The following is a 19,253-nucleotide window of genomic DNA, read 5'->3' on the forward strand; positions in this document are numbered from 1 at the left end:
GTCTGTCAGCTTTCAAAGTGGGAGGGTTTGGAGAGGTGGCGCGGCCAGGTCTCGAGGAACCAGGGATCGCGCGCCGCGGCCCAGGCGGCCCCGCCCTGCGCGAGCGCCCAGAGCGGGACCCCGATCAGGGGCTGCTGCAGCCCGAAGGCGATGGCTGCGCCCAGCGTCGCGTTGAGGATCGCAAACTCGCGCGGCACGCCCCCAAGCAGCACCGGCCGGGTCAGCGAGGTGTGGAGCGGGATCACATATCCTTCGGGCAGGCCTTCCGCCATCAGAGCACCGCCCCGCCGGCAAAGCCGAAGAAATCGAGGAAGAAGGAAACCGCGGCAAACATGACCGCGATGCCGAGCCCGACAAAGGCTAGCTTGCGCACGCCCCCGCCCCCTTCGGAGAACATGATGGCAATCCCCGCCAGCACGATGCCGATGACCGCGGCCGCCCGCGCGACCGGCCCCGTGATCGAGTCGACGACCTGCTCGAGTGGCCCCTCCCAGGGCATGCCCGAGCCGGCCGCAAAGGCGGGCGCGGCCGCGAGTGCGGCGAGCAGCGTGAGTGCGGCCGCTTTTCTGGCGATACGGTTTGCTGTGTACGGATGATGTCTCATTCTGTATCTCCTCTGGGGGTCTGGGTCCTGAAATCGAGAAGCTCGGTGAGGCGGCGCCCGTCAGGCGTGCGCGCGATGAAGACGACAAGCGGCGCGGCCGAGGCGATCAGGCGCGCGGGGCTTGCCGCCTGCGCCTCGAGGCACAAATCCTCAAGCCGGGCGAGCGCGTCGCGCGCCGAATTGGCATGCAGGGTGAGGAGCCCGCCGGGATGGCCGGTGTTCCAGGCTTTCAGGACATCGAGCGCCGCCCCGTCGCGCACCTCGCCGACAATGATCCGGTCGGGCCGCAGGCGTAACGCGGCCTGGACAAGGTCGCGCAGAGTGATCTCCGGCGCCGCGCGCCGTGTGAGGAGCTGGACGGTATTGGGGGAAGAGACCTGGAGCTCCGCCGTGTCCTCCAGGACGATGAGGCGCCCCTCGGCGAGGCCGGGCTCGGCGAGCAGGGCATTGAGCAGGGTTGTCTTCCCCGACCCTGCCCCGCCCGCCACGATGATGTTCGCTCGCGCGGCCACCGCCGCGCGCAGGGCGTCGACTTGTTCTGGCGAGGCGATACCCGCGGCGAGATAATCTTCGAGCGTGAGGATGCGCTCCGGGCGGCGGCGGATGGCGAGCACCGGGGCCTGCGCCAGCGGCGGCAGCACCGCCTGAACCCGCGCGGCGCTCCCCGGCAGGCTCGCCGACAGCAGCGGGCGGCCGGGGCCGGCGGTCTCGCCGCCCGCATGAGCGAGCAGCCGGATCACCGTCTCCCGGTCACTGGCAGCCATATGGGCGCCGGTGGCCCGAAGCCCCTGCCCGGCCCGGTCGATCCAGATCGCGCCATCGGCATTGACGAGAATTTCGGCGACGGCGGGGTCGGCGAGCGCAGCGGCGAGCACGGGCCCGAGCGCCGCGTCGAGGACGGAGCGCTGCCGGATCGCCGGCAGGGAGATATCGGCCGCCGCGCTCATGGTGCCGCCTCCTCTTCCTTTGTTTCGGGGGGGACCTCTGCAAGGGCATGGAGATGGGCGGCGCCGCCCCGCGACAGCGTGATCGCCGCAAGGTCCATGAACCGGTCGAGCCTTGCGTCCGCGCTGGCGGAAAGGCTGCCCGCAATCGCTTCATCCAGCGGCGGGTTATGCTCCAGCCAGACCTGGACGAAGGTCAGGAAGAGTTCGCGCTGCATCGCCTGCTCGCTGGAAATCCGCAGGAGTTCGCTTTCGATGCGGCCGAGCTGGCGCCGGACACTGTCCCCGGCGGCGCGGGCGGGGCCGTCTTCGCCGGCCGCCAACAGGGCGCGGACCGCCGAGGCGATGAAGGCCGACTCTGAACGCCCCTGCCTTGCGGCGAGCCTCGACACCTTCCGGGCAAGGTCGGGTTCCAGATAGGTGCGCAGGCAGATCGATCCCATGGCGCTTAAATCCCTGTTCTGCGGCGCGGCCGCTTGCCTGGAGCGGCGGGCGACGGGCCCGGCTTGTCGGGCCAGCCCTGGGGCGGCCGGAGGCCCGCGAGCGCCTGCTCGGATATGCTGGGCGCGGTTTGCGAGAAGAGGTCGCCCTGGGATGAGGGCGCGGGCTTCCGGGGCGCCGGGCGAGAGGATGCGGCGGCCCGCGCCGGGGGATCCGTTGCCGGCAGCCGGCCGAGGGACACGACGGTTTCCCAGTCATGGGCCGTGGTGAGGCGCTGAGGGTTTCCGGAGGCCGGGCGCAGGCGGCCGGCAAAAACAGGCTCCCTGTCATACTTTATCTTCTTTGTACGGAGTGGCTTTGTCCCGGCCACGAAGGTCAGCTGCTCGCCCCGCGGGAGCTGGCGGACGTCTGAGGTCAGCAGCAGCGGGCGGCTTTCCTCGCGCCAGGTGACAGAGCCACGACGGGGGCCGAGGACCGGCCGGGGCCGCTGCTCGGAATACTGCGGGCGCAGCTCGCGCGCTTCCCCCGCCATCTCGGCGATGGTCTTCGCCGTGTTCATGTCGGCGGCGGCAAAGGCCGTCACGATATGGCAGTTGTCGAGAATGACATTGTCCCGGCCATAGGCGCGCAGGATATGGTTGAGCGACTGGCAGACGAGATAGGCTTTCAGCCCATAGCCGGCGAACGCGCCCATCGCCGTCTCGAAGAAAGGCATCTTCCCGAGCTGGGGAAACTCGTCGAGGCAGAGGAGCAGCGTATGCCGCTTTTCCCGTCCGTCGCTGCCATGGGCAAGATATTCCATGTGGCTGCGGGCAAGCTGGTTGAGGAAAAGCCGCATCAGCGGCATCAGGCGCGCCGCATCCGAGGGCGGCGGCTGCAGGTAAACCGTCACGGGTGCCTCGTGGCACATGAGATCTGCCAGCCGGAAATCCGACGTGCTGGTCTTCTCCGCCACCAGCGGATCGGCAAAGAGGCCGAAGAAGCTTTCCGCCGTCGCCTTGAGGCCCGCCTGGAGGCGCTCTTCCCCGGCAAGGAAACTCGTTGCCCCGTGGAGGACTTCCGGATGCACTTCCGGCGCGCCCGTCAGCGGGTTTACCCGGTGCAGCGTCGTGCGCATCTCTTCATACGTCGCCCTCAGGTCTGCGAGCTTCTCGCGCACCACGCCCAGCGACTTGCGAGGGAGAGGCTCGGCGTAGAGGACATGCAGGAGGACGCCGGCCATGACATTGCGCGCCGACTTGTCCCAGAAATCGGAATAGCGGCCGTCGCCGGCCGGATCGGCAATGATATCGACGATGTTCTGGACATCGCGCACCTCATTGATGCCGCGGCGCACCTCAAGGAGCGGGTTGAACGAGGCCGAGTCAGGCCTTGTCGGCGCAAGGCAAAGGACAGGGCCGAGTGTCTCCCGGAAACCGGCCGTGCCCGGAAACCCATGCCGGGGATCGCCGCTCGCAAGCTCGCCCTTCACGTCCAGCACGAGTGCCGAGCCGCCCCAGGCCAGCAGGGTCGGGACGATATGGCCCCTGCCCTTGCCCGCGCGCGAGGCGCCGATCAGAAGCTGGTGGCCCGGCCCGGCATGGCAGAGGATCTCGCCATCCATCTTGCCGAGAACCGTGCCGCTCGTCGCAAAAAGTTCGGCTTCCTGCGCGTCCTCGAATGTGCCCCAGGCGGCTGCCCCGAACGGCTTTGGCTTCCGGCTGGCCTTCAGCACAAGGAGCGGCGCAGCGCTGGCGGCGAGGCCGCCGGTGAAGAGGATTGCCTCTGCAAGCCGAAAGGGGCGCGGATAATCCTCGCCGTGCGCACTTGACCATCCGAGGATCGACCAAGGGGGATAGACCGCGATTGTGTCAGAGACGGCGAGCCGGGGCCCGAGCGCTGGATGATGCGCGAAGACAGAGGCAATGAACTGCGTCGCCGCGCTCAGGCTGAGCACCAGGATGAGGATGCAGGCGGTCGCAGCTTTCACCAGACGCATGTCAGGCCCCTTGCCCGAAACGCCCGGGAACAGCCCGGGCTTTCCGGGGGCATCACCGCGAAATCAGGCGAGGATCGCCAGCGCTGACGCCTTTTGCGCGAAAACCGCCCGGCGGGACGAAGGGGCGTTATCTGGCGGGATACGTGGTGCGGGGCCGGCCTGCTCGCGATTCTCTTCATCCGCTGGCGGATATAGGGAGAAATTCGCTTGAAGTGCGGCTTCTGGCCTCGGTGCGATTTCAGACGGAGGCCGTGTGGGGGAATTCGCGCGAGCGTGGAATAATCGCTGAGGGAGTGCCGGGCAAGCGTCTGGAGCCGCGCCTGTCCTGGGATCTGCATTTTGCGCCAGCGGACTGAGAATACGCTTCAGCTTGCCATGCCGCTGGCCTTTCCCGTACGGCTCGTTCCGGCAGAAATCCGATGCAATCCCCGGGCAGCGCGGAAAGCAGGTTTCGCGAACTTGATATCTGATATCATATTTCGTATATTGATATCTATGCTATCATAAATCGGAGATTGCTGTCATGGTTGCCGTCACCATCCGAAATTTGCCGGAAGAAGTGCATCGCGCGCTCAAATTGCGCGCCGCCCAGCACAATCGGAGTGCCGAAGCCGAAATGAGAGCCATCCTCGAAGCGGTCCTGCGCCCTGCCGGGCGCCTTCGTCTGGGAACCGCTCTGCTTGAAATCAGCCGGAATGCCGGGCTGACAAATGAAGACGTCGAAGCACTGGAGCAGGCACGCGACTCCAGGCCCGCTGATCCTATGCGTTTCGAATGATTATCCTGGATACAAACGTGGTTTCGGAAGGGATGAAGCCCGAACCGGATGCTCGCGTGCGAGACTGGCTTGATTCACAAGCGGCAGAGACGCTGTTTCTGACCAGCATCACTGTTGCCGAACTGAAGTTCGGAGCTGGCGCGCTTCAGGGCGGAAAACGCAAGGAGCGGCTTATTCGCGCGATCGATGGGCTGCTTGACCTTTTTGCCGGCCGGATCCTGGCGTTCGACTTTGACGCAGCGGCGCGCTACGCCGACATCGCGGTAGCTGCCCGCGCTGCCGGACGCGGCTTTCCGACCCCGGACGGCTACATTGCAGCAATCGCATCGGCCCGGAACTTCAGTGTCGCCACGCGCGACGGCAGCGCCTTCGCCGCAGCTGGCCTTCGTATCATAAATCCCTGGACCGCAGGGCCAGGGATTGTTGCCTGAACTCCGCCTGATGAACTCTTGCCGGCAACGGCGCGCAGCACCGCACAGGACTTGATCCGCATCGGCCCTGATCGGCGGGAATGCCGCCTGGAACCTCAGGCCAGATTCCGGCGAACGCAGCAGGAAGCCCTCAAGAATATCGATAGGCAACAGGACCAACTCCCGGTCCGCATCCCATCGCCATCAGCGGCAATCACCTTCGAGAAGAGGATGCGGGACGCTGCGTTTGACGATGCGCGCGACCGGCCGGATCCGCGCCCGGTCAATGAACTCTGCCTGCGGATCGAGGGACGCCCGCAGGACCGGCCAGTCGGAAGCATGGCGGAGCGCGGCCCTGAGCGAGAGATCAAACTCCCCGATTATCTCGATGGCTTCCATGACTTCCGGCGCCTCGGCAATCGCCTGCTCAAAGCGTTCGCGCTTGTCAGCCGGGCTGCGCGTGAGGGCGAGGTCAATCCACGTAACCGGCCAGGCCTCGAAGATGGAAGGATCGAGCTCGGCCATATAGCGCACCACCGCGCCGGACTCTTCAAGGCGCCGCAGACGATGGAGCGTTCCGCTGTGGGAAAGCTCGATGCGCCGGGCAATGTCCTGGATCGAGGCGCGCGCGCCGGTCTGCAGGAGGCGGAGGATCTTGAGGTCAATCCCGTCAAGTCTGGCCCCGGAAGGCGCATAGAGTGGCGGAAGCGGCAACGTCGCTCCCCGGTTGTGGTCATCTGGAGTCATCGGAACGTCTGTCGGCAGTTGTATCCGTTCTGGAAACCCTATCAGTGGGAACTTAACTAAAACCTAAACGGGAATCTTAATGCTCGCCAAAGGTGGAATCCTGATCCTTCAGGAAGTATGATATCCGCGTATGTTTCTGCGGCTGATGCAAATGACGAAGTTGTCCTTGATGCTTTGCAGGAAGATCAAGCCTGCCTAATATGAACAGGATGCGAACTGACCTCGACCAATTCAGGCAGGGTCCGTGGCATGCACCCGGAGGACAAGGTTTTTCCGGGAAGAACCGGCATGCAGCCACTGGCGCCCCTTTTTTGGCATTTATACGCCCTATTTTTGGTTGTGTTATGCCCTATTTTTGATGTTGATCTGATTTGCTTGCGCAACGGGCTTTATGCGCCGCACATCTTTCAGTCCGTTCAGCGCTTCCGGAAGAAGGTTACCAACTGGCGCGGCTCTGTCGACTTCTGATCATGATCCGTTCGGTTGCGCCTGCGCTCTCCAGAGCCCGGCACAGATCCCATCCTTCGCCATCAAGTCGCAAAGGCAGCCTCCCTTGGCGATCTGGCCATTCAACAATAAAGTATCTTTGCAGTGCGATCAGTCATCAGCTTTGACGCATAGAGGCGGACTCTCTCACAAAGATCCGCACACGCATTTTCTTCCAGATACCCCAGCCGGTCGTTATCAGACATGAAACTAGTCGGCCCATTTCCGAAGATCCGACAAGGCATCCGGAAGGCTGTCGAAGGCATAAGGGTGCAGGAACTGCCTACGCCATAAATACTTTTCATCAACTTCTGAAAGGCGGGCTTCGTTGCAGACACCCCTCCAACCCGAAGAGATGGCACCTACCTGCATCCTGATAATGTCGCACGCATCATCCTCCGAGAGATGACATGCTGGCGCGAGGTGCAGAACGGTTGCCAGACGGCTATCGCCAGCGTTACCTGAGATCTTCATTGCCTGGTTCACCTCACGCGCTGTGCGTGGCTGCGGACAGATATCATAGGCGGGTGTCAGGCTCAGCGTCTGACCATTCCAAAAGGCAGCATGGTTGCGCGCGTGATCGTCCGTGTTGCCCACAAGCACATTGAACACAACCCGCTTGTAGAGCTCCCTTAGCGTATCGCGCGGGCTGGAAAACTCACTCCGGATACGGTGCGCCAGTTCTTCATAGGACGCGTGGCGCGCGGCGACTTCATCCAGCCCGAAAAGCGTCAGGGCAGAAACCATTGCCCGGCGCGTCCAGCCAGTACCGGAACGCTGACGGTCGAACCGCTCCACCAGGATGATATCCTTGCCTGACGCCTGCGCGAGCGCCACTCCGGCGGCATTGATCTGGCAGGCCCTCGCCAGGCGCATGGCTATGAACTCTGCCTTTACCACGTTGAAGGTGTCCGAGGATGTTGAAAATTTTGCGATCAGCTTTCTCGTCCCATCTGTAAGGAGGGCTTTGGGCCGCGCGCCGCCGATAGAGCTGCCATGATGAAGCGCCTGGTCGAGCTCGGGATGCAGGGGTTCACCCGCAAGTACTTTCTCTGCCGATGCCTGAAGCTCGGCCAGTGTCGCTTCGCCTCCGCGTCGCGGCGCGTAATCCGTTGGGCTGGCCTGAAAGTCCAGGGCTCCGATCCGATCGGACCCTGATTCCAGAAGATAGGTGAGTTCATCAAACTCGACGGTAGCCGCTTCAGTGCCTTTGCTACCAGTCAGACGGTTGACAATAACGCGGCGGCCCCAGGCATCGGGAGCGCCATCGCGTAGGCAATTTGCGATCGACAGCGGCGGGTGTGGCGCGATGACGCCCGCTTCCAGGGGCAGCTCCTCCCGATAGATTGGAATAGCATCGCCCCGCGCGAGATAGGAGCGTCCGTAGTTAAAGACGAAGATCTCCCCTCGCTTCTCGATCCGCCCCGCGACGATCGGCTCCGTGGCGCCTGGAAGGCAGATCCAGACATAGGCTTCGTCAGGCTGGGGACGCTCAGAAGTCATCCTTCACATCCTTGCTTGTGTTCCGAACGGAGGCTGGCAGGAGTGCCAGCTTGTCGTCGACGCGGTCAATCTGGGCGGCCAGCCGGCCCGGCGCCTCCACAAATAGCGGCACCCCCGTCAGGACGGCGGCCTCGAAGACAAGGCCAATCTCAACCCCCGGCTCTCCCTGCTCGATGCGCCAGAGCGTGGAACGCGCAATTCCGATCCGCTCCGCCAGCTCGGCGGCAGAAATCTGACGCCGTTTGCGCGCAAGCTGAATTTGCTTGCCCATCAGAACAAGCGCTTCTCTCGCGGTGGCCGAATATACACGCTGTTGCTTTGCCATAAGACGCCCTAATGTTCGCTTTATCGAGCACCAAATAGGTTCATGTTCGCTTAATGCAACATTTTGTATTGAACAAGACGGGAAGCAAAACACACTTTACGTAGAATGCATGCCTGATTTTTCACACAATGAGCAAGGCGCCTCACCGCGCGCGGCTGGCCCGGCCGGGGCACAAAACCTTTGCGGGGCTGGTCGCAGATATGGCCGAAGGTCTGCAAATTGATCTCCAGCGCCACTTCGCGATTGCCATTGAGCGAACCACCACACGCATTGAAAATGGCGCTCAGGAAGTTCTGGATAACGCTTAGCCGGGCCTTGAGCCGTTATCCGACCTTATTGCCCCGCCCTGACAGGCGTTGCCTTGAGCACGGCCGAACGCCCCTCTTCGGACGGGCCCGGGCTGCAAGGGAATACCTATGCGCGCTGCCGCCGCTTCCGCGGATAGCCTGTCCGGGAAGGGAAAGCGAGACGCGCCATTTCCGCCCGCCCATCTAGCGCAATAGGGGGCGCTCCCAGGCTGAAGGCGGTCCGGCACGCCTCGTGCGGGTACTGGCAGGCAGCTGCGCTGCGCACGGATTTATGACCACTTTCGCGAAAATGGTCATATTATCTGCAATTTCTAATAGTTTATCATATATGGCGCTTTAACGGCTTTATAGCACTAAATTTGGGTGATTATTGTGAGTTCTCCAAAATCGGGATCTGCCCTGGCCCAGTTGGGGCGGGATGTGCGTGCTGCCCGTATCCGGCGGCGGATTACGGCGGCTGACCTGGCTGGGCGCGCCGGCACGTCCCCGAACACCATCGGACGGCTGGAAAAAGGAGATCGGGGGGTTGGCATCGGTACGCTTGCCGACGTCTTGGTCGTGCTGGGGCTGATAGCCCGCCTAAGCGATCTGCTCGACCTGCGTCATGACGAGCTTGGCCTCGCCCTGACAGATCAACAGACTCCGCAGCGCGCGCGCCCGCGCAGATCGGCGGGCAAAGCCAAGTCAGGGGCACACAAAAAGCTCTCGGCGACGGACCCTGACGGAGCCGCGTTCTGATGGCGGAGCAAAGCGCGCGCGTTGCCCTGGGCGAAGGCCTTGTTGCGGTCGGCCAACTCCGCTTTACACGGACGGGTCCACGGCAGTTTTCGACCTTTACCTATGATCCGGGCCGTTTAAATGGATACTCTGTTCGCTGCGGAAATGCGCATATCGGCGGACATCACGAAAGGCATACTAAGCCGCAGGCCTGGAGGAATTGGAACGTTTGATCATAAAATGCCGGGGGCCGGGTGCGGTCCAACGCTTCCCCTTCGGGTACAAAAATGACCATGCCTTGGCGCGCGCGGGTCAGAATAACGCGGTAGGCATTGCGCAAATATGTTTGACGCTCCGGTGCATTCACCTTCTGCCAGTTTGTTCCTTTGAAGGCGTGCGCGGTCCAGGCATCCTTCTGATAGCGAAGGTCCCCATCCCAGCTGACACAGGCCCAATCGACTTCTAGTCCTTGCACGTCGAATTCTGTGGCGACCTCCTCCAGATAAAACGCGGAGCGAACATCATCGGGCCCGTTTAGGAACCAATTGGCAGGATCTATCTTTGCCCGGACGTTCAGGCCTTCAGGCCGCAGCCGCAGCGCGCCGGAAGAAGCCATAATCCCATACCGCTCACTCCCGCGCGCCTGTTGGCGTAGCCATGCGCGCGCTTCGTCAATATTCCGGGTCAGCACGATCGGGTAGCGATCCTGGATCTTAGTATAGGCCTGCGCGGCCAAGTCTGCGCGATTGTCTAAGAGATGTCCGACAAACTCGGAGAGAGCCTCAGCCCGAAAGGAGCGCATCGCGACCCCGAGATGCAAATCAGGTTGCCAGGTGACCTGCTCATTTGCCGTCAACGCTTCCGCCGACGCCTGCAAACCATAATGGGGATCGCTCAGACGGTCTGAGAGATGGACGCGCCAGTTTGGATAGTGCACGCGCAGCGCCGACATCCATTCGGACAATCCTGCTTCGCCGGTATTGATCTCTTGTCCGCCGCCCACAAGGCAAATGATGACGCACCAATCTTCGTGGCGATCCATCACGCTGATCAGAAACTCAGGCTCTGACTGATCAAACCCTACCTGACCGCGCTTGGCCTGCATAAATTTCGACGCTTGATCTCTGTCCCATGCGCGTTGGGCCTCATCGAAGATAACGATCCGTTCGGGCGGGGCGTTTAGGTCCCTGAGCGCTTCATCGCGAAAATGGTGGATGTTTTGAACAAAGCTCGCAACTTCCCGTGCCGCATCTTGTTTTTTGCACCCGGTGCGCGCGCACTGATCGCGCGCGAGCGCTTCTCGCAACACCGTTACGAGCGGGCCATTGCCCGACAAGAAGACCGCCTTCTCCGCGTCGTCTTGCTGAACACTGGCCGTGGCAATGTTTAAGCCCGCTAAGGTTTTGCCTGAGCCCGGGACCCCTGTGACAAAGCAAATGGTCTTTGACCGAGACGCCCGTGCGTCTTGGATAACAGCGCGAATACATGCCGTCGTCGTATTGAGATTTTTAGCGCCGGCATCAGAGCGTGCAATCTCCTCGACCGCATGGTCCTGATAGAGCGCTTGTGCCGCCTCTATAATGGTGGGGGTCGGCAGATAGCCAGACACTGCCCATGCCGCAGCCTCCAGAACGCGAGGCACGGCGTTACCGAGAGCCGCTTCAATGACGGGAAGCAGATGGTCATGCGCGCAACATATCGGGGCAGCGACTTGATCGACTGCCCACTGAATATCGACAGGACCAACATTGCCCGCCCGTGTTGCGATCAGTATGGGGAGGATGGGCACGTCATGAGAGCCACGGTGGAAGTTTTTTAGATCAAGCGCATAGTCATGCACCTGATCGATGGCTGCCCGGTCGAAGGTGTCAGAGCCGACTTTAAATTCGATCACAAACACTATGCCGGCCAGAAGCAAGACGACATCGGCCCGCTTTCCCATGCGCGGTATCGCAAACTCAAAGAAGATCGTCCCAGAGTCCAGCCCTGCCAAGGCTTGCTGCAGCAAATCAATCTGAACCAGCCACGCGTCGCGCTGCGTGCCTTCGAGCGCAAAATGATGCGACCGGCTGAGCTCGCCCAGGATCGTGTCCCGCGGCGTGGTCAGAAAAGTCGCTAAAGGCGCATGATAGTATGATGTTTGAAGCACCGGCGGGTTACAGATTAAGTCGCGCCTCCTGACAAGTCGCAAATCGACCGGCGCCTCTGAGCGCCCAGTTCGAGGCGGATGTTTGATGCCAAGGACAAGACCAGCCTCCCCCAACATCTCTGATCCTCAAAGCCGGTAGCGGGCGGATGGCGCCTTTGCCGGAGCGCGGTCGGCCCGCAAGGGGGCGGGGGCTTTATTGTCGCTGAACGTCTGCCGGCCTCTTACCTACAGCATCCCCTTGCGCGCCGCCTCATGCGCCCCGGCCCTGCGCCGATCCCGCCGCCCGCCACCGCCTTCTGCGGTCAGGAACGAGACGGCGAAGGAGACTGATATGACCAAGCCCACCCACACCCATGCCCCCGAAACGCGCGAGGTGACCGGAAGCGGCGACGCGCCCCCGACGCAGCGCCCGCGCCTCTACGTCGCCTGCTTGGCCGCCTACAATAGCGGCATCCTGCACGGACGCTGGATCGATGTGACCACGCCCGACGAAATCCGAGGCGAACTCACCGCCATGCTCGCTGAGAGCCCTGTCCCCGGCGCTGAGGAGTGGGCTATCCACGACCAGGAAGGCTTCGAAGACATCAGCCTTTCCGAATACGCAGACTTTGACACAGTCTGCGATCTGGCGAGCTTCCTCGCAGAACATGGTCGCCTGGGCGCAAAACTCTATGACCATTTTGGTGGGCGCCTCGATGAGACCCGGGCCGCCTTTGACGACTATGCCGGCCCGTACAAGACCGCTGCTGAATTTGCCGAGGAGGTTATCCGCGAAACAGGCACACAGATCCCGCAATCGCTCGAATACTATATCGACTGGCAGGCCCTTGCCCGCGACATGGCACTGAATGGCGAAATCCTCGTCTTCCAGACGGGCTTCGATGAAGTCCATATCTTCTGGTCGCGGTAAGGGAGGGCGCCGCCATGTTTACGGAAGGCTTTGCTTCCTTTGTCTGCCCCGGCGACGTTATCACCTGCGAGATTGAGGGCTTCACCGTCTCGGCCCGGATCATCCCGGATGATTGCCCCGATCCGCCAGACCAGCGTCAGGACGGGTTCTGGCCCTCGCTCTACAAGGACGCGCCGGGGTTCATCGGTCCCGGGAATAATTTCCGCGCCCGCTTCGCCAGGGCGCAGGCGGAAGCCGAAGCCATCATGGAAGGCTGGCGTAAAGGCGAGTGGTTCTATTGCGGGATTGTCCTATCGGTCTCGCTGGACGGGGTGGAGCTTGCGCCCCATGCGGCGAGCCTCTGGGGTATTGAGGCCAATTATCCGGAGACGGACAACAGCTCTCTCACGGAGGTGGCCGGAAAACTCCTTCCGGAGGCGCTTGCCGCCGCCCGGGAGGTGCTGGCCCGCCTTGCGACATTGGCCCCGGATGTCCTCGCCGGCAAACACAGGGAGAGCTGACATGGACCTGTTCGACCGACTGCTCGGCCCGAGGCCCACCCTGACACTTGATATCGAGCAGGGCTTTGTCACCGCCCTCTGGGTGGAGCGCCGATGCCCCCGGATCATCATCCGGGACTTCGATCTCGGCGCCAGCTCGGCCGACGCTGGCCGTGACTATTTCGGCGCGCCCTTCGTGCCGATCCGGTGGACCCTGCCGCCCTGGCAGCTCGGCCTGGCGCTCGCGCCGCAGGCCCTGTTTCCGTTCTGAAAAGGTGATTGCCCCGTCGCAACCCGGCAGGGCCCACCTCCCGGCACCCGTCGCCATGATGTCTGCCCCCGGGTCTCCGCGCGCCGGCTCAGCGAACCCGGAGCCACCCCGCTTGAAAGTTGACTGCATATATGCTATCAAAACTCCCTGATGGATCGGATTGTAATCGATACAAACATCTTTGTTTCGGCCCTGCTGAACCGGAACGGCGCGCCCAGAGAGGTGCTCCGCCTGGCTTTGCGACGGGAGGTTCAGCCCGTCTTTTCGGCCGCGCTCTTCACCGAGTACGAAGATGTTCTGGCACGTGAAAGTCTGTTCGCGCGCTGCCCTCTCGATGCCGCAGAGCGAGGCGCCTTGTTCGATGCCCTGCTCAGCGTCAGCGAATGGGTGAGGATACATTTCCTGTGGCGGCCCAATCTGCCGGATGAGGCTGACAACCATGTGATCGAACTGGCGGTCGCTTCTGCGGCCATAGCCGTCATCACCGCAAATCTCGCTGACTTCAAACAGGCCGAATTATTGTTTCCGGGTCTCACGATCTGCGATGCGGGTACCTATCTGAAAGAAAGGAAATCAACATGAGTGTTCTGACAATCAGGCTTCCGGACGATCAGCATGAGCGCCTGCGCGCGCTTGCCGAGCACCGTGGGATCAGCCTCAACAAGCTGTTCGAGGAGTTCGCCACACGCGCGGTGACGGAATTCGACACCGAACTGCGCTTCCGCGTGCGCGCCGCGCGCGGCGACACGGCAAAGGGCCTCAGCCTTCTCGACAAGCTGGACCAGCAATTCGGCAAGCCCAGCTAGCGTTGGATGAGCCAGACGCCGCGAACGTCGAACTGCGAACGTCAACCCTGCCTGGCCGGGGCGCAGGCCATTGCCTCGGCTTTTCTGCAGGTCGCCCGCTGACGCGCGCCATATATACCCATTGCACGGACGACTTTTGGACCAGGCTGCAACTTTCAACGACACCTCGGCGACTGCCAGGGCGGGGGCCTCATATGTTTCCGGAAACTGTCCTGTGCGGCCCCCTTGTTTTCCGTCTCTTGCCGTTTGACCTGGACGCCCTGCGCCGGGCCTGAAACCTTCCCCGCGAAGAATTTTCCCCTGCGCCGGATGGCGCATTCCCCGCGGTCCAAAATTCTCCGCCTGTCAGGTGCTCCGCTGCGCTGCGCCCTCACAGGTTCTGGCCCGGCGCGAGGGCGTCCTTTCGGTCCGGCGTCGACGGGAACAAAGGGTTCCCGGATGACAGCCAAGGAAACGAACAGGAGACCCCCATGGCCAACGTACTCGGATATGTCACCAAAACCAGCACCGGCTTCGAAGGCAGCCTTGCCATGATGACCTTCTCGGCCGCCATCCGTATCGAGAAGAACACAGACAAGGAGAACGACGGCCAGCCCGACTACCGGATCCTCGCCGGCGAAGCCCGCACCGAAATCGGCGGCGGCTGGATGCGCAAGGCCAAGCAGTCAGGTCGCGAATACGTCTCGATCATGCTGGCAGACCCTCAGATCGGTCCCCGGAAGATCTTCGCCAGCCTCGCCCCGGTCAAGGGCAAGACGGGCCGCCAGGTGATCCTCTGGAACCCCCGCGACTAGGCAGCCTCTCAAGTCTCAGCGAGCCGCCCCGGGGATCTCTCCGGGGCGGTTTCACGTCGATGGCCCGGGATTTGCTTGCCGCTGCCCTGATGGCAGCGCTCAGGCTCTCCCGCGTGAACCTCCTCCTCCTGGCCGTGATGATGACCGGGATCGGCCTGGCTGTGCTGCGGCCGCAGGAACTAATCCTCTACAATCCGTCCGCGTCCCTGCCGACGGGCTTCTATGTCCGCACCGAAGGCGAACTCGTACTTGGCGTCATTGTAACGATCCGGTCCGTCGATGCGGCCCCTGAATATGCCGCCCGTCGGAACTTCACCGATGCCGGCGACCGGTTCCTGAAGCGTATCGCCGCCGTAGAGGGAGATACCGTTTGCGCAGAAGGCCGCAAGATCCGCATCAATAACGTCGCGATTGCGGAGCGGGCGGAGACAGATCCGGCGGGCGATCCGCTGCCCTCCTGGAACGGCTGCGTGACGCTTGAAGACGATGAAGTGTTCTTGCTTGGCGATCATCCCGGCAGCTTTGACGGGCGGTATTGGGGTGTCTCTCAGCGGGCCGATCTCACCGGTCCCTGGCAGCCGGTTCCCTGATCAGGCGACGCCGCCTCTTCTCCCCACGGATGAAACCGGAATCGCGAGAGGCCGGAAGATGGTAGGCTCCCCGTTATGGAGCACCGGAAAAGAATAAGAGGGCAAGATAAAGGCGCAGCCTGCAGGCCGCGCAAGACGCCTGACGGCGCAGAGGTTTTTTGCAGGCCGCAGGCTGCGGCGCAGGCCGTACCACAGCCTGCGTTTCGTTCCGTATACCGCGAGCCTTACCCTGACAGTATTGAAAGGAGTCGCCGATGAAAACCAGCGGATCTGACCGACCCCTGAGCTTTTCGAAACTCGCGCAACCGGCGAGTGGGGCGAGAGCCTTGCTGGGGCCGCTCTCGCGCCTTGCACGGCCGTTGGACGCGGACAGGCTTGAGGGCCGGTTCGGAAGCGGGCCGGGTGCTGACGGCGGGACCTCTGCCCCAGCGCCCCTGTCGCGCCGCCTCGCTCAGCGCGCACCGATCACGCGCCATGCGAAAGTCACCCGCCGCGGTGAGGCGGTCTCCGACCTGCGCCAGCGGGCAACAGTTAAAGTGCATTACTTCGACCATGCCCGGGGCGGGGCCAGCGCCCTGAAGGCACACACCCGCTATCTGGCACGGGATGCGGCGAGCCGGGAGGATCTGACACAGGGCGCCGAGACCCCTGCCCTGGAGATCGAGCCCCCAGTGGCAGGCGCCCGCGCGCATGCGGACTATCTCGCCCGCGGCGGGCCGCCTGAAAGCGTCTTCTATGACCGGGACGCTGAAGGGATCGATGGCGGGACGCGGGCAGAGGCCTGGGCAAAATCCGACAAGCGGCATTTCCGGATCATCCTCGCCCCGGAAGAAGGCGAAAGGCTCCGCGACCTGACAGGCTATACGCGGGAAGTCATGGCCCGGGCGGAAGCCGAACTCGGCACGCGTTTCTCCTGGGTCGCCGTCAATCACCATGATACCGGCCACGCCCACACCCACATCATCTTGCGGGGACGCCGGGCCAATGGGCAGGACCTGATCCTGCCGCGCGACTTCATCCGTCACCGGTTGCGGGAGATCGCCCGGGATGTGGCGACCGATTGGCTCGGGCGCCGCACTCCGGAACAGGAACGCGAGGCACTGGACCGGGAAGTCACCCGCCACAGGCCGACGCGCCTCGACCGGATGCTCGAGGCCCGGATGTCAGAAGGCCGGATGATCCATTTGGGCCGTCTGCAGGGCCCGGGCAACGATCCCCATCTCTCAGCCGCCCTGCGGGCCCGAGCGAAGGAACTGCTCCGGCTGGGGCTCGCCCGCGAAGTCCGGCGGGGCAAGCTGCAGTTCGAGACCGGCTGGCAGGATCGCCTCAAGGCGATGGAGCTCCACCTTGATATCCGGAAACAGCTGATGGCTCAGCGGCAGGTTGCGCAGCAGGCGGAGCGTGAGCGGTTGGCACGCGGGTTGTCGAAGGGCAGTCTGGAACGATAAATTTCGAAAGTTGGACCTCATCGTTCGTCCCAACCTTCATTATCCTGTTCCTCACCGGCACTCGCGATCACAGAAGCACCTGTCCCGTTTAAAGCTCGAAGCTGAAACTAAGGAACATCGCTTTTGTACAGCACGCCGCCTTTCTGATTTCAGGTATCGATCGGAGATGGCAACCCAATTTCCCGCAATAGCAATCTGCCCAGATAAGAGATTTCCATCCTGGACTTGAAGCCACCAGAGTTTGCGTCGAACGGCGGATATTCCCCCTTTTTCACCGTACCAAAATTCCGCCGAAGCAGCCCCAACCTGAGTAGGTTTTCTTTTCCAAGATTGAACAAAGCGTCATCGTCGATTTCGCTGGTGGTCGACTTCATATTCACTGGAGCAGGTCGTGGAATTTCAGTCCAAGGATCTGACTTGCCGCTGCCATAGCTTTGGCCATAAGCGTTCAAAATACCAATCTCATCGTTGTCCAACTGGTCCAAAAGGCCCGCGAGCCTTTTGCGGCGAACAATATCCGCGTCATCGCGCGACATGCCGTTGAACACAATCTCTACTATTTGAGCAATGCGTTCGTCCGTTGTCGCGCGCACTGCCTGATGGGCTCCCCGCTCGAACAGATCAATCCGCTCAGGATCGCCTATAGCCCGATCAATCTTGTCCTGCTCAAGCTGGCTCAATCGCTGTTCCAGCAAGCGTAAATATTTGACCAGGCGATCCTGTCTCTGGCCCGGAATAACTTCGGATATGATTTCACCAAGAATGCCGCCCACGAAAGGCACAGCTCCGACCGCCCCCTTCGCCACGGCGGCCAAAACATCTCTGGTATTCCTGTCCAGAGCATCATTTTCTTTGTCAGACATTCTGCTCACGCACCTTAGTTCCAAATCGCTTCCTGTTGCCATCCTTGAGGAAACCCTGCTGAGTTCAGGCTGAGCAACGGAGAATCCGGAAAGCTATTCAGCAATTCCCTGACACGCAGGTGCCACTCTGTCCCGCCATTCAGCTGACGGACGAGATAGTTCAGAATGACCAATGTCCCGTACAGACGCTCCTGAGACGGACGGCTCACAACGACATGGTCAAAGTCTGCGATGGCCCCGGCTCGCGGGAAGGCTGGCTGATCGACCATTGCCCGGTTCCAGAGACGGCCATGGTGCGCGCAGACATTGCGGACGAATGTAAAGGTGCGGGTCCAGGAGGGCAGAAGCTTAGCATCCGACAGGCCATATCGCTGGCTGATGTCGGTGATATCACCGTGACGCATGCCGCCCAGGAAGTGCGACAGCAGTCCCAGTTCCCAGACTTCGACGGACATCCAAACCGGCAAAAACCGCTCGGTCGTGTATTTGGTCCGGAAATGGGTGACAAATTCATCGCGGGAGCGACTCTCGCATTTGTCCAAACGCGACATCCATTCCTGAAAAGGTATCTGACCCCGACGGTTTGGCTTGTTGAAGCGAGGATGCACAAAACGGGCATCCCTATGCGCCCATCCGCCATGGACACCGACTGTGAGGGCGATATCCGTTCGCAGACTGATCTCGATCCGCTCAATGGCGTCGAGCACCAGCAGGCGCAGCTTCTTATCAAAGATGTAGAGGGAGACCGCATCCTGCAGCCTGGCCCCAGCCAGAAAAGCATCGGTGCGGCGATGCTCCCTGATTTCCCGGAACGCGTACCAGTAGGCACTCAGCCGATAGTATCCTATCTGCTCCAGGGCGCGGGTTGCCAGTAGCCGGTCGCCGATCTCAAGGCCACGTTGTTCGAGCTGCACGATCTGCTGCGCAATCGACAGGAAGGGCTTCTGATACCTCATCCCAGAACGTAGAAAGCCGACCCGTACACGAATGCAGAGGGGCCGGCCATATTACTTCCTAAGTAACCAAAACGGTTGCACGAGTCAACTTTTATATGCGTCAGACGCATTTTTTGAAAAAGACAAGTTGGCTTTATCACTTAACGCGACCCGTGTCCTGTAAACGTAACATAGTCACCCGATTCCTCAGTTTCTACCAGATGGCTCTTCTGATTTGCATTCCGACCGGTTCAAAAGGCCCATGCGACTTCGACCGGCTCGACACTGAACCTCGGGGTCGTTGGACTGCTTCAGCAGGCGCACGCATGTGAGAGTACCGATAAGTTGCTCGATCTCGGCTTAGCCGGCGCCGAAAAGATCAAGCATACGGATGATCGCAATCCAGGCTTTCGGCGCGCCTTATTTCCAACTCATCAAGCGCGACGCTCAGCCTGCGCATTTCATCCGGGCTCCAGACTTGGCCGCATGACAATGTCCGACCCGGATGCGGACTGCGGGCCCAATGTCGTGCTTAACTCTACCTTACGCGGCGAAACGCCGCGAAACAGGCTATCAGTTGGGACCCCAGTGGGACCCAGAGCTATTTTTGAGATTTTTTGCTGACACCCAAGGCTCGTAAGTCCTTGATTTCAGTGGTGCACCCGAAGAGATTCGAACTCCTGACCCCCAGATTCGTAGTCTGGTGCTCTATCCAGCTGAGCTACGGGTGCTTGGCCACTTGAAGAAGCGGGACACATACAGGCGGG

Annotated in this window: 23 protein-coding genes, 1 tRNA gene and 1 pseudogene; 13 read left to right on the forward strand and 12 right to left on the reverse strand. The window is 61.8% G+C overall.

Annotated elements, in window-relative coordinates; all coding sequences use genetic code 11:
- Positions 1-5 precede the first annotated feature (5 nt).
- From HPO_RS04810 to HPO_RS04830, 5 genes are read right to left on the reverse strand one after another with little or no spacing between them, the layout of a single operon-like run.
- On the reverse strand, positions 6-272 hold the full coding sequence (locus HPO_RS04810; protein ID WP_035595196.1) for a VirB3 family type IV secretion system protein: 267 nt from the start codon (positions 270-272) through the stop codon (positions 6-8).
- Positions 272-604 carry a TrbC/VirB2 family type IV secretion system protein gene (locus tag HPO_RS04815; protein ID WP_051612298.1) on the reverse strand — a complete coding sequence of 111 codons (333 nt, stop codon included), beginning with the start codon at positions 602-604 and terminating at the stop codon, positions 272-274. Before HPO_RS04815 ends, HPO_RS04810 begins: the two co-directional genes overlap by 1 nt.
- Positions 601-1,551, reverse strand: coding sequence for a P-type conjugative transfer ATPase TrbB (gene trbB, locus HPO_RS04820; RefSeq protein ID WP_035595198.1), 951 nt, complete (start codon positions 1,549-1,551; stop codon positions 601-603). The genes HPO_RS04815 and trbB overlap by 4 nt, the downstream gene beginning before the upstream one ends.
- Positions 1,548-1,991 carry a ribbon-helix-helix protein, CopG family gene (locus HPO_RS04825; protein WP_035595200.1) on the reverse strand — a complete coding sequence of 148 codons (444 nt, stop codon included), beginning with the start codon at positions 1,989-1,991 and terminating at the stop codon, positions 1,548-1,550. Before HPO_RS04825 ends, trbB begins: the two co-directional genes overlap by 4 nt.
- A gap of 5 nt (positions 1,992-1,996) precedes the next feature.
- Positions 1,997-3,967 carry a type IV secretory system conjugative DNA transfer family protein gene (locus tag HPO_RS04830; protein ID WP_051612299.1) on the reverse strand — a complete coding sequence of 657 codons (1,971 nt, stop codon included), beginning with the start codon at positions 3,965-3,967 and terminating at the stop codon, positions 1,997-1,999.
- Positions 3,968-4,490: 523 nt separating this feature from the next.
- Between HPO_RS04830 and HPO_RS04835 the strand changes: the two genes are divergently transcribed.
- Complete coding sequence (locus tag HPO_RS04835) at positions 4,491-4,745, forward strand: FitA-like ribbon-helix-helix domain-containing protein (RefSeq protein ID WP_035595201.1); 255 nt, start codon at positions 4,491-4,493, stop codon at positions 4,743-4,745.
- Entirely contained in the window at positions 4,742-5,176 is a 435-nt protein-coding gene (locus HPO_RS04840; RefSeq protein ID WP_035595202.1) for a type II toxin-antitoxin system VapC family toxin, read from the forward strand. The genes HPO_RS04835 and HPO_RS04840 overlap by 4 nt, the downstream gene beginning before the upstream one ends.
- Positions 5,177-5,359: 183 nt before the next feature.
- Here HPO_RS04840 and HPO_RS19595 read toward each other — a convergent pair whose 3' ends face one another.
- The 3 genes from HPO_RS19595 to HPO_RS04860 form a co-directional block, all read right to left on the reverse strand.
- Complete coding sequence (locus HPO_RS19595; RefSeq protein ID WP_051612300.1) at positions 5,360-5,869, reverse strand: Lrp/AsnC family transcriptional regulator; 510 nt, start codon at positions 5,867-5,869, stop codon at positions 5,360-5,362.
- A gap of 729 nt (positions 5,870-6,598) precedes the next feature.
- Positions 6,599-7,891 carry a type II toxin-antitoxin system HipA family toxin gene (locus HPO_RS04855; RefSeq protein WP_035595204.1) on the reverse strand — a complete coding sequence of 431 codons (1,293 nt, stop codon included), beginning with the start codon at positions 7,889-7,891 and terminating at the stop codon, positions 6,599-6,601.
- Positions 7,881-8,162: a helix-turn-helix transcriptional regulator gene (locus tag HPO_RS04860; RefSeq protein ID WP_206742128.1), complete on the reverse strand. Its 282-nt coding sequence runs from the start codon at positions 8,160-8,162 to the stop codon at positions 7,881-7,883. The genes HPO_RS04855 and HPO_RS04860 overlap by 11 nt, the downstream gene beginning before the upstream one ends.
- A 182-nt stretch (positions 8,163-8,344) precedes the next feature.
- Here HPO_RS04860 and HPO_RS04865 point away from each other — a divergent pair, with 182 nt between their 5' ends.
- The 3 genes and pseudogenes from HPO_RS04865 to HPO_RS21320 all read left to right on the forward strand — a co-directional run.
- The gene (locus tag HPO_RS04865) at positions 8,345-8,524 is read left to right on the forward strand and encodes a hypothetical protein (protein ID WP_035595207.1); all 180 of its coding nucleotides are present in this window, start codon (positions 8,345-8,347) and stop codon (positions 8,522-8,524) included.
- Between the two features lie 372 nt (positions 8,525-8,896).
- Positions 8,897-9,262, forward strand: a complete 366-nt coding sequence (locus HPO_RS04870; protein WP_035595460.1) for a helix-turn-helix domain-containing protein — start codon at positions 8,897-8,899, stop codon at positions 9,260-9,262.
- Positions 9,262-9,372: pseudogene (locus tag HPO_RS21320) on the forward strand (HipA N-terminal domain-containing protein); the annotation flags it as partial. The gene HPO_RS04870 and the pseudogene HPO_RS21320, both read left to right, overlap by 1 nt.
- Positions 9,373-9,425: 53 nt before the next feature.
- Here HPO_RS21320 and HPO_RS04875 read toward each other — a convergent pair.
- Positions 9,426-11,390, reverse strand: a complete 1,965-nt coding sequence (locus HPO_RS04875; RefSeq protein WP_035595462.1) for a DUF2075 domain-containing protein — start codon at positions 11,388-11,390, stop codon at positions 9,426-9,428.
- A gap of 331 nt (positions 11,391-11,721) precedes the next feature.
- Between HPO_RS04875 and HPO_RS04880 the strand changes: the two genes are divergently transcribed.
- From HPO_RS04880 to HPO_RS19600, 8 genes are all read left to right on the forward strand, one after another.
- A complete protein-coding gene (locus tag HPO_RS04880; RefSeq protein ID WP_035595209.1) occupies positions 11,722-12,300 on the forward strand; it encodes an antirestriction protein ArdA in 579 nt (192 codons plus the stop codon).
- Positions 12,301-12,314: 14 nt separating this feature from the next.
- The gene (locus HPO_RS04885; protein ID WP_051612301.1) at positions 12,315-12,800 is read left to right on the forward strand and encodes a hypothetical protein; all 486 of its coding nucleotides are present in this window, start codon (positions 12,315-12,317) and stop codon (positions 12,798-12,800) included.
- A gap of 1 nt (position 12,801) precedes the next feature.
- Positions 12,802-13,050: a hypothetical protein gene (locus HPO_RS04890; RefSeq protein ID WP_035595211.1), complete on the forward strand. Its 249-nt coding sequence runs from the start codon at positions 12,802-12,804 to the stop codon at positions 13,048-13,050.
- Positions 13,051-13,200: 150 nt separating this feature from the next.
- A complete protein-coding gene (locus HPO_RS04895; RefSeq protein WP_035595212.1) occupies positions 13,201-13,632 on the forward strand; it encodes a putative toxin-antitoxin system toxin component, PIN family in 432 nt (143 codons plus the stop codon).
- On the forward strand, positions 13,629-13,856 hold the full coding sequence (locus tag HPO_RS04900; RefSeq protein ID WP_035595214.1) for a toxin-antitoxin system HicB family antitoxin: 228 nt from the start codon (positions 13,629-13,631) through the stop codon (positions 13,854-13,856). The genes HPO_RS04895 and HPO_RS04900 overlap by 4 nt, the downstream gene beginning before the upstream one ends.
- A 470-nt stretch (positions 13,857-14,326) precedes the next feature.
- A complete protein-coding gene (locus HPO_RS04905; protein ID WP_035595216.1) occupies positions 14,327-14,650 on the forward strand; it encodes a DUF736 domain-containing protein in 324 nt (107 codons plus the stop codon).
- A 59-nt stretch (positions 14,651-14,709) separates the two neighbouring features.
- A complete protein-coding gene (locus tag HPO_RS04910; protein WP_035595218.1) occupies positions 14,710-15,240 on the forward strand; it encodes a S26 family signal peptidase in 531 nt (176 codons plus the stop codon).
- Positions 15,241-15,566: 326 nt separating this feature from the next.
- Complete coding sequence (locus HPO_RS19600; protein WP_051612302.1) at positions 15,567-16,688, forward strand: relaxase/mobilization nuclease domain-containing protein; 1,122 nt, start codon at positions 15,567-15,569, stop codon at positions 16,686-16,688.
- A gap of 149 nt (positions 16,689-16,837) precedes the next feature.
- On the opposite strand, the gene HPO_RS04920 is transcribed toward HPO_RS19600, so the two are convergent.
- The 3 genes from HPO_RS04920 to HPO_RS04930 all read right to left on the reverse strand — a co-directional run bounded on the left by HPO_RS04920 (position 16,838) and on the right by HPO_RS04930 (position 19,217).
- Positions 16,838-17,551 carry a hypothetical protein gene (locus HPO_RS04920; RefSeq protein WP_035595220.1) on the reverse strand — a complete coding sequence of 238 codons (714 nt, stop codon included), beginning with the start codon at positions 17,549-17,551 and terminating at the stop codon, positions 16,838-16,840.
- Between the two features lie 14 nt (positions 17,552-17,565).
- On the reverse strand, positions 17,566-18,507 hold the full coding sequence (locus HPO_RS04925) for an Abi family protein (protein ID WP_035595222.1): 942 nt from the start codon (positions 18,505-18,507) through the stop codon (positions 17,566-17,568).
- 633 nt (positions 18,508-19,140) lie between these two features.
- A tRNA-Arg gene (locus HPO_RS04930) sits at positions 19,141-19,217 on the reverse strand.
- Between the last annotated feature and the right edge of the window lie 36 nt (positions 19,218-19,253).

This window comes from Hyphomonas polymorpha PS728 (assembly GCF_000685315.1).
Taxonomy (GTDB): Bacteria; Pseudomonadota; Alphaproteobacteria; order Caulobacterales; family Hyphomonadaceae; genus Hyphomonas; species Hyphomonas polymorpha.